Source organism: Cobetia sp. (assembly GCF_983723665.1).
This window is the reverse complement of the sequence record NZ_CFDJES010000042.1, coordinates 11,860-23,620: the sequence shown is the minus strand read 5'-3', so window position 1 is coordinate 23,620 and position 11,761 is coordinate 11,860. Positions and strand designations below refer to the sequence as shown.

At 65.4% G+C, this 11,761-nt stretch carries 12 protein-coding genes; 7 read left to right on the top strand and 5 right to left on the bottom strand.

All coding sequences use genetic code 11. The features are described from left to right. On the top strand, positions 1-791 hold a 791-nt coding region (locus tag AC4FAH_RS06320), incomplete at its 5' end, for an ATP-binding protein (RefSeq protein WP_288388118.1). Positions 792-825: 34 nt separating this feature from the next. On the opposite strand, the gene AC4FAH_RS06315 is transcribed toward AC4FAH_RS06320, so the two are convergent. The 4 genes from AC4FAH_RS06315 to AC4FAH_RS06300 form a co-directional block, all read right to left on the bottom strand. Continuing rightward, positions 826-1,911 carry an Lnb N-terminal periplasmic domain-containing protein gene (locus AC4FAH_RS06315; protein WP_490245777.1) on the bottom strand — a complete coding sequence of 362 codons (1,086 nt, stop codon included), beginning with the start codon at positions 1,909-1,911 and terminating at the stop codon, positions 826-828. 24 nt (positions 1,912-1,935) lie between these two features. After that, positions 1,936-3,087: a pyridoxal phosphate-dependent aminotransferase gene (locus AC4FAH_RS06310; protein WP_213114154.1), complete on the bottom strand. Its 1,152-nt coding sequence runs from the start codon at positions 3,085-3,087 to the stop codon at positions 1,936-1,938. A gap of 98 nt (positions 3,088-3,185) precedes the next feature. Next, positions 3,186-3,713 carry a hypothetical protein gene (locus AC4FAH_RS06305; protein ID WP_052384899.1) on the bottom strand — a complete coding sequence of 176 codons (528 nt, stop codon included), beginning with the start codon at positions 3,711-3,713 and terminating at the stop codon, positions 3,186-3,188. Further along, a complete protein-coding gene (locus AC4FAH_RS06300; RefSeq protein ID WP_043336976.1) occupies positions 3,710-4,702 on the bottom strand; it encodes an alpha/beta hydrolase in 993 nt (330 codons plus the stop codon). The genes AC4FAH_RS06305 and AC4FAH_RS06300 overlap by 4 nt, the downstream gene beginning before the upstream one ends. A 407-nt stretch (positions 4,703-5,109) precedes the next feature. Here AC4FAH_RS06300 and AC4FAH_RS06295 point away from each other — a divergent pair, with 407 nt between their 5' ends. Both AC4FAH_RS06295 and AC4FAH_RS06290 read left to right on the top strand, forming a co-directional pair. After that, the gene (locus AC4FAH_RS06295) at positions 5,110-7,290 is read left to right on the top strand and encodes a malate synthase G (RefSeq protein WP_043336977.1); all 2,181 of its coding nucleotides are present in this window, start codon (positions 5,110-5,112) and stop codon (positions 7,288-7,290) included. Between the two features lie 197 nt (positions 7,291-7,487). Continuing rightward, positions 7,488-7,904, top strand: a complete 417-nt coding sequence (locus AC4FAH_RS06290; RefSeq protein ID WP_043336979.1) for a PaaI family thioesterase — start codon at positions 7,488-7,490, stop codon at positions 7,902-7,904. Between the two features lie 38 nt (positions 7,905-7,942). On the opposite strand, the gene AC4FAH_RS06285 is transcribed toward AC4FAH_RS06290, so the two are convergent. Continuing rightward, complete coding sequence (locus AC4FAH_RS06285) at positions 7,943-8,362, bottom strand: DUF423 domain-containing protein (RefSeq protein WP_043336980.1); 420 nt, start codon at positions 8,360-8,362, stop codon at positions 7,943-7,945. Positions 8,363-8,461: 99 nt separating this feature from the next. Between AC4FAH_RS06285 and thiS the strand changes: the two genes are divergently transcribed. The 4 genes from thiS (at position 8,462) to AC4FAH_RS06265 (ending at position 11,582) form a co-directional block, all read left to right on the top strand. Next, positions 8,462-8,662, top strand: a complete 201-nt coding sequence (gene thiS / locus AC4FAH_RS06280) for a sulfur carrier protein ThiS (protein WP_043336981.1) — start codon at positions 8,462-8,464, stop codon at positions 8,660-8,662. 79 nt (positions 8,663-8,741) lie between these two features. Further along, positions 8,742-9,575, top strand: a complete 834-nt coding sequence (locus AC4FAH_RS06275; protein ID WP_052384900.1) for a thiazole synthase — start codon at positions 8,742-8,744, stop codon at positions 9,573-9,575. Positions 9,576-9,635: 60 nt separating this feature from the next. After that, on the top strand, positions 9,636-10,475 hold the full coding sequence (gene trmB, locus AC4FAH_RS06270; RefSeq protein ID WP_225347474.1) for a tRNA (guanosine(46)-N7)-methyltransferase TrmB: 840 nt from the start codon (positions 9,636-9,638) through the stop codon (positions 10,473-10,475). Between the two features lie 189 nt (positions 10,476-10,664). Beyond that, complete coding sequence (locus AC4FAH_RS06265; protein WP_225347475.1) at positions 10,665-11,582, top strand: putative RNA methyltransferase; 918 nt, start codon at positions 10,665-10,667, stop codon at positions 11,580-11,582. The last annotated feature ends 179 nt before the right edge of the window (positions 11,583-11,761 follow it).

Below are 11,761 nucleotides of genomic sequence, written 5' to 3'. Positions count from 1 at the left end.
TTAATTCTGTCGCACTCAATCCTGTACAGACTACCATAATAGCCCGATATTACGCGCTGAGGGTCGCATCAATTGCTGAAAATGACAGTGGCTCCAAGCCGCGTCCGGGCGAGGTGTCGCTGGCGCATCATGGCGTGCTGTTTCTGGATGAGCTGGCGGAGTTCGACCGTGGCGTGCTGGAAGTGATGCGCGAGCCGCTGGAGAGTGGCCGTATCCTGATCTCGCGCGCCAGCCATCAACGCCGTTTCCCGGCGCGCTTCCAGCTGGTCGCGGCGATGAATCCCTGCCCCTGCGGCTACCTCGGTGACAGTCGCCGCAATTGCAGCTGCACCCCGGCGCAGATCCAGCGCTATCAGGCGCGTCTGTCCGGCCCGTTGCTGGACCGCATCGACCTGCAGGTCGAGGTGCCGGGCCTGCCCGCCGAGGAGCTGACATCCGCCACCCCCGGCGAGGCCTCGGCCGGCGTGCGCGAACGAGTGCTGGCCGCTCGCGCGCGCCAATTGGCACGCGGCGGCCTGAATGCTCATCTGGATACCCACGCGCTGGAAGCCGCCTGTCAGCTGGAAGACGGCGAGCGCCAGTGGTTGGCCGGCGTACTGTCACGCCTCAATCTCTCGGCGCGCGCCTATCACCGGGTGCTGCGTGTCGCGCTGACACTGAGTGATCTGATCGACCAGGACGGTGTGCAGCGGCCGCAGCTGATGGAGGCCATCGGCTATCGCCAGCTGGACCGCATGATGGGCAGGGACCCGGCTCGCCTGGGCGCCAGTTCCCAGCAGCGCAGCGCCTGATGTCGGCGGATCAGGATGTCAGCGCTGCTCGGGCTCAGTAGGAAGGTCTGTCCGCGCCGGGAATGCCTGCACGAATCAGGTGTGAGAAGTCGCCGTCCGGATGCTCATCGGCGGCGATGGCGGCGGGATTGATCAGGCTGCTGGCCTTGAGTTCCGCGAAGGGCGCAGCATCACTGAGGGCGTCCTGGTCCGCGACATATTCCGGCAGATAGCCGGAGAGCAGCAGACGGTAGTCCAGCGGCAGACCGTCGGTCAGGCGCGTCATCATCGCGTAGACGAGGGTGGTGCAGTTGCTGGTGGCGGTATTGTAGAAGCGTGGCTGAGTGCGCAATGTCTCGGCTTCGTCGACGTAGGCCAGCAACAGCTCGCGGATCATTTCGCGCGGCATCTGCACCCGATAGAGGTGTACCTGCTCGCCGCGCACGTTGCTGCGCACGCGGATGATGTCGCGTTCGTCGGCGGCGATCACCGCCAGTTCGTACTGCTTGAACATGCCGCCGAGGGTCGAGAACTGCTCGGTGCGCTCCTTGCGGATCTCCACCGAGAAGGCCAGATAGCGGCCATCGGCAAAGCCGAAGCTGACCAGCGTATGGGCGATCTGCGGGCCCATCCAGTGACTGGTCAGCAGGTCCACCGAGGTCAGCTCCTCCAGCGGATAGTCGCGGCTTTCCCAGCGCGGCGTGTAATCCTCGGCGCTGTGCCACACGAAGTTGCGTACCTGCTCGAGATGCAGCACTTCACCCTGCGTGGCAGCTTCGGTCCTGGCGCTTGCCGGCGATGCCTCGTCCCGTGCTGGCGTGACCACCTGCCCCTCGACCAGATGCGCCACCTCCGGCGCCCAGTCGCGGTCCGCCCGTGGCGTGATGCTGGCCCACCAGGCAAGGCTTGCGACCAGCAGCATCAGGTAGCTGCCCATCAGCCGCCAGCGAATCGCGCTGGCCTGCGGCCACCACAGGGCAATCACGCACACGAGGCCCAGCACCGCTGCGAGAGCAGCCACGGTGGTGCGCAGCCCTTCCGGCCCCGGCAGGCGGAACCATAGTGCGGGCACCAGCCAGAGGCTCGCGCCCACCACGGCGAGGCTGCTCAAGGCACGGGCCGCGAGGCTGACCAGCGTCATCGCGAGGCCCTCACGATAAATCGTTCATGAACGGCGCTCTTCGGCGATGGCCTGCTCGAGACGCGCGAGACGGCCCGGCACCAGGCTGTCTTCGAGTGTCGAGATGCGCAGGATATGGCCAAGCGAAGGATGCGGGGAGCGAGTGATCAGCACGCCTTGAGCCATCAATTGCTGCTGCACCTGTGCTGCCAGTTCGGCGCTCTTGAGGCGCACGCAGAGGAAGTTGGTCGCGCTGGGCAGCACTTCCGCGCCCAGCGAGCGCAGGTGCTCGGCGAGACGATCGCGACAGTCGATCACGCCGGCGACGTGCGCTGCCGCCTCTTCAGGGTGCGCCAGCAGCAGCTCACCTGCCGCCATTGCCGGGGCGCTGACCGCGAAGTGAATCCGCACCTTGGTCAGCATGGCGACATCGTCAGGCTCGGCGATCATGAAGCCGAGACGCAGGCCCGCCAGCCCATAGGCCTTGGAGAAGGTGCGCAGGCGGAAGGTGCGTGCCATCGGCGCATGGTCGGCGTGGGCGGCGTCCGGGCGGAAGTCGTGATAGGCCTCATCCAGCAGCAGGCTGCAGTTCTCCGGCAGGGCGTCGCGCAGAGCACGCACATCGGCGTCAGAATGCAGGTGGCCGCTGGGGTTATCGGGGTTGGCGAGATAGACGACGCGGGCATCGTGCTGCCTTGCCGCGGCGAGCAGCGCCGCGAGGTCCGGGGCCAGTCGCGACGATGAGGCGTCATCGGCCGTGGCGAAGCTCTCGCTGTAGGGTACCTCGATGACCTCGGCACCCAGCCCGCGGGCGAAGTACGCCAGGGTCGGATAGGTGCCGGCGCTGGTGATCACGCGCTCGCCCGCACAGACGGTGGCGCGCATCACCAGTGCCAGCAGGCTGTCGGCACCGGCATCGACCAGCAGGTTCTCGTAGGCGACTCCCAGACGCTCAGCCAGTTGCTGGCGCAGTTGCCAGGCATCGGCGTCGGCATAGCTGCGGCTCAGGTCGGCCAGGGCAGTGCCCAGCGCGCCGCCCAGCGTGTGGTGGGGCATGTCGAGCCCTTCGTTGGAGCCATACTGATACGGCAGCGCGTGTCCCAGTCTGCGTTCCAGCGCCTTGATGCCGGGGAACGGGTTATGCGGCCCATCCTGATAGAGGTGGGCAAGAAAGCGACGGGGACTGGCGGTGGTCATGTTGGCTCCGGAAAAGCAGAAAACGATAAAGGGTGTATCAGGGGTGGCGGGGACCTCGGCGCAGCTGGGCGCAAGACTCTGGGCTCAAGACTCGGATCTCAGGGCGCGGGGTGATTGCGCGCCAGCGACTCGAGGGCCGCCTGGTCGAAGGCGCCGCTCAGGGTGAAGGTGCGCGTCTCATTGCGCTCGGCACTGGCGCTGCGGACCAGTGTCAGCTGCAGCTGATACGGCTGCAGCGTTCGGTCTGACAGGGTCAGTGCGACGCCACTGGCCTCGAGAGTGGTCTCGAGACGCCACTGGCGGCTATCGACGGCGGGGCGGTCAGTGCTCCAGTTGAGCACCTGAGGCCCGTTCTTGAGCGCCAGCAGGGCGCGGGTCAGCGCCTCGTTCAGCGCGCCCGGGTTGGCCTGCAGCGTGGCATCCACCTCGGGCGGCGCGAGCAGCAATACCTGTTGCTCGAGCGGGGGTGTCCAGGGTTGCTCGGCGATCAGACGCGCCGCGCTCTGGCCGAGACCATAGATGGGGTCGCGTTCGGCACGCGGCACCTGGTCCAGGCTCATGCAGCCCGCCAGCGTGGAGAGTAGCAGGGTCGCGGCCAGCATGCGCAGGCGATGCATGGCCATCATGCCGTGCGCCCCTGCTGCGGCAGGTCTGACGGGCGCTGCGACAGGGCATCGAGAAAGGCGTCCAGCTCGGCAAACAGTTCCTTGCGAATCGGCTCGGCTTCATTGACCAGGTGGTGCTGGGCCTCGGGATGGCGGTAGATGCGCGCATTGGGGAACTTGCTCGCCAACACGCCGAGGTTCCATTGCCAATCGACGGTGGTGTCCTGCTCGCCCTGCAGGATCAGGGTCGGCAGTGAGCAGGGGGGCAGGGCGCGGAGACGGGGGATCCACTCCCGCATCGCCGTCACCCACTTCACCGCGAGGCGATCGGCCTGCAGCGGATCATTGGTGCTGAGAAACTCGTAGAAGGCCACATCATTGGTATTCGCGCGGTACTTGCGCGGAATGGAATCGATGAAGGGGCGCGCCATGCTGTGCAGCCAGCGTGACTGCGACCAGCCCCACGGCCGTACCAGCGGTGCGAGCAGGGCGATTCCCTGCCAGCGCGATTCATCGCCGCGCATCAGGGCGTCGGTGGCCAGCACCGAGCCGCCGGTGCTCTGGCCGATGCCGAACCACGGGTGCGGCGCCAGGCTGTGGTCTTCCAGGTAATCCTGGAAGGCCTGCAGGCAGCCGACATAGTCGCCGAAGTCATCGATGGAGGCGGGCTCGCCGGATGACAGGCCATGGCCCGGCAGGTCCCACAAGGCGACCTGCCAGCCGTTGCGCAGCAGGTGCGCCAGCAGATGACGATAGAGGGCGAGGTGATCGAAGTAGCCGTGGACCACGAAGACCGTGCCGCGCGGCTTGCGCGGTGTCCACAGCTGGGCCCACAGGCGAAAGCCCCCGGCCTCCAGGTGGCCGGCATGCACGGCGATGTCCTCGCTGCGCAGCGCATCGAGACCATAATGGCCCAGGTAACGCTCCAGTGGACTGGACGTCTGGCCCGGCAGCATGTCAGGCAGGCGGATAAAGGGGCCGTGGTCGAGCAGTTCACTGAAATCGGGCATGGTCATCTCCATAATGCTGCCATGCTAGCGGCTGGCGCGGCTGCGAGCTACACAAAGAACAGTGTTTCTTCACTGTTTTCCCCGCCTGTCGCCGAGCAACAACAGCGACGCGGAATCAACGCTGGGCGGGTAATCGGGCTCCATGAGCTTGTTCATTGGTCATAGCAGTCCTTTCGCCGGCCTCGCCATCGGGTATGGTGATGGGATTCGTCCCCGCCCGGCAGGTGACAGCGTCTTCCTGCCCGGCGTCTCGATGGCTCACGCTTGTCGGGCAGTCGCGCGTCAGCAGACGCGTCAAGCGCCGTGCCAGTGAGTGCCGTCTGGCGAAAATCCTTTTGAACACCACTGCTTGCAGTGTTGTCAGCCGTGAGGGTTTCCAGCGATTCGTTTTCAGGGAGAGCAAACGCATGACCGACCGTATTCAACTTCAGCGCCTGGCCATCGACGCCAGCCTGCACCGCTTCATCGAGCAGGAAGCGCTGCCGGGCACAGGGATCGCGCCGGAGACCTTCTGGGCGGGTGTCGATTCACTGCTGCACGAACTGGCACCGCGCAACCGCGAACTGCTGGCGACCCGCGAGCAGCTGCAGGGCGAGATCGATGCCTGGCACCGCGAGCATCCGGGCAAGGTAGACCTCGAGGCCTACAAGGCGTTTCTGCACGAGATCGGCTATCTGCTGCCGGAGCCGAATACGGTCGAAGCCAGCACCGCCTTCGTGGATAGCGAGATCTGTCAGCAGGCCGGCCCGCAGCTGGTGGTGCCGGTGATGAATGCCCGCTACGCCCTGAATGCCGCCAATGCGCGCTGGGGCTCCCTCTATGATGCGCTCTACGGCACCGACGCGATCAGCGAAGAAGATGGCGCCGAGCGTGGCAAGGACTACAACCCGGCACGCGGGGCCAAGGTCGTCGCCTATGCGCGCCAGGTGCTGGATACCATCGCGCCGCTGGCCGGCGGCAGTCACCACGACAGCGAAGGCTACACGATTCGTGATGGTCATCTGCTGGTGCGTGCCGGAGGACGTGACCTCAGCCTCAAGTCGCCGGAACGCTTCCTCGGCTATCGCGGCGATGAAAGCGCGCCGAGCGCGATCATCTTCGCCCACAACGGTCTGCACGCCGAGCTCGTGATCGATGCCGAGCACCCCATCGGCAAGACCGACCCCGCCAATGTCAGTGACCTGATCATGGAGGCCGCGCTCTCCACCATCATGGACTGCGAGGACTCGGTGGCCGCCGTCGATGCCGAAGACAAGGTGACGGTCTATCGCAACTGGCTGGGCCTGATGAAGGGCGACCTGACCGAGACGCTGGAGAAGAATGGCCGCAGCATGACGCGCAAGCTGAATGCGGACCGCGAATACACCGGCGCCGATGGCACCACGCGCGTGCTGCATGGTCGTTCGCTGATGCTGATTCGCAACGTCGGTCATCTGATGACCAACCCGGCCATCCTGCTCGAGGACGGCAGCGAAGCGCCGGAAGGCATCATGGATGCCATCTTCACCAGCCTGATCGCGCTGCACGACCTCAAGGGCGACAAGCAGGACCGCGGCGGCATCTGCAACTCGCGCACCGGCTCCGTCTACATCGTCAAGCCCAAGATGCATGGCCCCGAGGAAGTCGCCTTCGCCGATGAGCTGTTCGCGCGGGTCGAGCAGCTGCTCGGCCTGCCGGACTCCACGCTCAAGATGGGCATCATGGACGAGGAGCGCCGCACCACCGTCAACCTCAAGGCCTGCATCGCGGCTGCCAGTTCCCGCGTGGCCTTCATCAACACCGGCTTCCTGGACCGCACCGGTGACGAGATGCACACCTCGATGGAAGCCGGCCCGATGCTGCGCAAGGGCGACATGAAGGGCGCCGCCTGGATTCAGGCCTACGAGAAATGGAACGTGGATGTCGGCCTGGAATGTGGCCTGCGCGGTCGTGCCCAGATCGGCAAGGGCATGTGGGCCATGCCCGACCTGATGGCCGCGATGCTCGAGCAGAAGATCGGCCATCCGCGCGCCGGTGCCAACACCGCCTGGGTGCCGTCACCGACCGCCGCCGTGCTGCATGCGCTGCACTATCACCAGGTCTCGGTGAAGGACGTGCAGCATGATCTGCTCAGTCGTCCGCGTGCCAGCCTCGATGACCTGCTGACCATCCCGCTGGAGCTCGACCCCCAGTGGAGTGCCGAGGAGATCCAGGCCGAGCTGGACAACAATGCCCAGGGGATTCTCGGCTATGTGGTGCGCTGGATCGATCACGGCACCGGCTGCTCCAAGGTGCCGGACATCCATGATGTCGGCCTGATGGAAGACCGCGCCACGCTGCGCATCTCCAGCCAGCACATCGCCAACTGGCTGCATCACGGCATCGTCGACAGCGCCCAGGTGCAGGACACGCTGGAGCGCATGGCTGGCGTGGTGGACCGCCAGAATGCCGCGGACCCCAGCTATCAGGCGATGACGGATGACCTCGAGGGCTCCATCGCCTTCCAGGCCGCCTGCGAGCTGGTCTTCCAGGGTCGTGTGCAGCCGAGTGGCTACACCGAGCCGGTCCTGCATCGCCGTCGTCTCGAGAAAAAGCAGCAGGCGCGCTGATCGCAGGGCGGTTGGCTTGAGGAAACACTGAACACGACAACGGCGACCCTGGGTCGCCGTTGTCGTCTGTCGCCGAGCAGGAATTGCCCGGCCACTATTTTGCCAGGCGCATGTTTCCCGAGACCGCATTTGCCGCTAGCCTTGCCCCAGAAACCGCGTAACCGCGCGATCGGACCCAGTGTGTCGAGGAGAATGTCATGCCCGTGATGAGCGCCGCCGCCATCGAGGATTTCCTCGATGAAGTCTTCCCCCAGCGTCTGGGTACCATCGAGGCCGTCGGCGATCGCTGGGCGACCATGGGGTTGGCCATCGAGGACGAGCATCTGCGTCCCGGCAGCTGCGTGTCCGGGCCGACGATGATGGCGCTGGCGGATGTCTGCCTGTATGTCGCGATTCTCGGCGAGATCGGCCCGGAGCCGATGGCCGTCACCAGTGACCTCAGCATCCACTTCCTGCGTCGCGCGCGCGGCGACCGCGACCTGATGGCCACCGCGCGTATCCGCAAGCTGGGCCGGCGACTGGCCGTCGGCGAGATCGAGCTTTTCAGCCACGGAGACACCGACCCGGTCGCCATCGTGACCGCGACCTATACCTTGCCGGACAGCGATGACTGACCCCGGGGCGGTCGTGGGCCACGCCTTGGGCCAGTCCGCTACAGCTTGTTGATATCCTTCTCTTCGCTGCCGCGCTGACGCCAGCCGGTGACGGCCAGGCTCAGCCAGCCGGCGATCAGCAGCAGGCCGCCGATGGGCGTGATGATGCCCAGCTGGGTGCGCGCCGTGGTCGCCAGGGCATACAGCGACCCCGAGAACATCAGGATGCCGGCGGCCCACAGCCCCAGCGTCAGCATCTGGCCGCGCAGCGGCTGCACCGAGCGCCAGGCGAGTACCCCGACCGCCGCCAGCACGTGCCACATCTGATAGCGTACGCCGGTCTCGAACACGCGCAGCATGTCCGCGCTCAGGGTGCCACGCAGGCCATGACTGGCGAAGGCGCCCAGCGCGACGGTGGACATGCCGGCCAGTCCCATGGCCAGCCACCAGTGGCGGGAGTGGGAGTCGTTGTGACGCATAGACAATAATTCCTTGAGGGCAGGTGGCGCGGCACGATGTGCCTACGCCTGTCCACGTAAAGCCGCTACAATAGCGGCCTCTTTTCGCGGGAGGACAGCATGCAGATACAGCTCAACGGTGAAGACCACGTGGTGACGGACGACACGACGATTGCCGCCCTGGTCGAGAGTCTCGGTCTCCAGGGCCGCCGACTGGCAGTGGAACGCAATGAAGACATCGTGCCACGTAGCGCGCACGCCGACACCCGTCTGCATGCCGGTGACCGCATCGAGATCGTCCATGCCATCGGTGGTGGCTGATCCGTCCTGTTTCCAGGATTGACACTTTTCACTACTCGCTCGCGCTCAGCGCTTTCACGTCCAGCTCGATGAGGTCATCATGACAGACAGTTCTGCCCCGACATTGAACAACCCCGTCACCCAGGTCGCCGGCGACAGCCCGTTGATCGTCGCCGGCCGCGAGTTCTCCTCGCGCCTGCTGGTCGGTACCGGCAAGTACAAGGACATGGACGAGACACGCTCCGCCATCGAGACGTCCGGCGCGGAAGTGGTCACCTTTGCGGTCCGCCGTACCAATCTGGGTCAGAACGCTGACGAGCCGAACCTGCTCGACGTGCTGTCACCGGATCGCTATACCTTCCTGCCCAACACCGCCGGCTGCTACAACGCGCGTGACGCGGTGCGTACCTGCAAGCTGGCCCGTGAACTGCTGGATGGCCACAACCTGGTCAAGCTGGAAGTGCTGGGCGATCAGGACACGCTGTATCCCAATATCGTCGAGACGCTCAAGGCCGCTGAAGAGCTGGTCGCCGATGGCTTCGACGTGATGGTGTATACCTCCGACGACCCCATCGTCGCGCGCCAGCTCGAGGAGATCGGCTGCTGCGCCATCATGCCGCTGGGCTCGCTGATCGGCTCCGGCCTCGGCATTCTCAACCCGCACACCCTATCGCTGATCATCGAGCGCGCCAATGTGCCGGTGCTGGTCGATGCCGGTCTGGGTACGGCGTCAGAAGCCGCCTTCGCCATGGAGCTGGGCTGTGATGGCGTACTGATGAACAGCGCCATCGCCCACGCGCGCCAGCCGCTGTTGATGGCAGATGCCATGCGTCAGGCCGTGATTTCCGGCCGTGGCGCCTTCCTGGCCGGCCGCATGCCGACTCGCCTGACGGCACGTGCTTCTTCACCGGGCGCTGGCCTGATCACCGGCTGAGCCCTGAAACATTCGAATCCGATGCACGCGCATCGTTCATGCAAAGACCAAGACGACCCCATGACTGACGAGACTTCCAAGCCGCAGGACGACACGTCCACTTCTGCTCCCGCTGACGATGCGCAGCAAGAAAGTGTGCAGAACGAGCGCGCGCAGCCCGAGAGCGTGCAGACCGAAAGCGCGCCAGCGACCCCTTCCGTTGCCGATGAAGCCGTCGCCCGCAAGCGTGGCATCAAGAGCTACGTGATTCGTGGTGGCCGCATGACCCAGGCCCAGACTCGCGGGCTGGAAGAGGTCTTCCCGCGCCTTGGCCTGCGTCACGAGCAGGGCGAGCTGGATCTCGACGCGCTGTTCGGGCGTCGGGCACCGCTGGTGATCGAAGTCGGCTTCGGCATGGGCAAGTCACTGTGTGAACAGGCCCAGGCCAACCCGGACACCGACTTCATCGGCATCGAAGTGCACGCGCCGGGCGTCGGCAAGCTGCTGGATGATGTCGACAAGCTGGGTCTGACCAACCTGCGTGTCTATCGTCACGACGCGCTGGAAGTGCTGGCGGATTGCGTGCCGGCCGGTTGCGCCGACACCTTCCAGCTGTTCTTCCCGGACCCGTGGCCGAAGAAGAAGCACCACAAGCGTCGTATCGTTCAGCCGGCCTTCGTCGAGCTGGTGCGTCGTGTGCTCAAGCCGGGCGGCCACTTCCACATGGCCACCGACTGGGCCAACTACGCCGAAGCGATGGCGGAAGAGATGGCCGAAGCGCCGGGCTTTGCCAACACCGCTCCGGCGGAAACCGCGCCCTACGTGCCGCGTCCGGACTTCCGTCCGCTGACCAAGTTCGAACAGCGCGGCGAGCGTCTCGGCCACGGCGTGTGGGACCTGATCTTCGTCAAGCAGGACTGATCAGCGCCTCGTGCGCAGTGGCGGTGTCTTCATGACGCTGCATCGCGGCCGCCTTCGGGTGGCCGCTTGCGTGTGAGGCCCATCGCCATGGCGCGGTTCTGCGTGCCAAGGCCATCTGCCTGCGTGGCGGTCTGTGCCGCTTGCCGTGTTTGCTGTCCCTTTCTTTCCTCGTCCCGAGAGTTGCTGACCATGACGACGCCTACCGCCGACTCGGCTGATCGCCCGACCATGACCCCGCTGACGGCCCTGACCTGTCCGCTGGATGCCCAGCCGCTGGTACGTGATGGCCAGAGCTGGTGCTGTGCCGACGGGCATCGCTTCGATATCGCACGCCAGGGGCATGTCAATCTGCTGCCGGTGCAGCGCAAGCGCAGCCTGGACCCCGGCGACAGCAAGGCGATGGTGAGCGCTCGTCAGCGCCTGTTCGCCCTCGGCGGCTATCAGCCTCTTGCATCAGCCCTGGCCAGTCGTGTGCTGGCATTGGCAGCGGCCCAGACGACTCAGGCGCCGCTGGCCGTGCTGGATGCCGGCTGCGGCGAAGGTTTCTATCTGCGTCAGCTGGCGTGCGCTGCCGGTGAGCAGAATCTCTCGCTGACGGCGGCGGGGCTGGATATCTCCAAGCACGCGGTGCTGGCCGCGGCGAAGCAGTCACGTGATGCCGCCTGGCTGGTGGGCACCAACGCCGCTCTGCCGCTGGAAGATGCATGCGTGGATGTCGTCATCTGCGCCTTCGGCTTCCCTGTCTGGCAGGAGTTCGCACGTGTCCTCAAGCCCGGTGGCCACGTCGTGCTGCTGGAAGCGGGGGCCGAGCATCTGCTGGCGTTGCGCAAGATTCTCTACCGCGAGCTGAAGCCCGCGCGCGGTGAAGGCGGGCTGAGCGCTGCCGAGTCCGCTGGCTTTGCCATCAGCGGCGAGGTCGAGCATCTGCATGCGGGGCTGTCATTGACCAGCAATGAGCAGATTCGGGACCTGCTGACCATGACCCCGCACCTGTATCGCGCCGAGCGTGATGGCCTTGCGCGTGCGGAAGCCATGACGGCGTTGGAGGTCGAATTGCATGCGGAACTGAGGGTGTTCTCGCTCGAGGGTGCACAAGATAAATCTTAAATAGAAATTCTTCGCATTTGCCTTGCAAAATCAAATGAGAATGATTATCTTGTATGTGCGGTGTCCGGGCAGACATCGCAGGGCGCAAGCCCAGCCGTAGCGGCGGAGTCAGGCCCCCGCTACGGTGTTTCTCCTCATCAAGCTAGTCACGGTCTTGGGCATCCTCATCTGGGGATGCC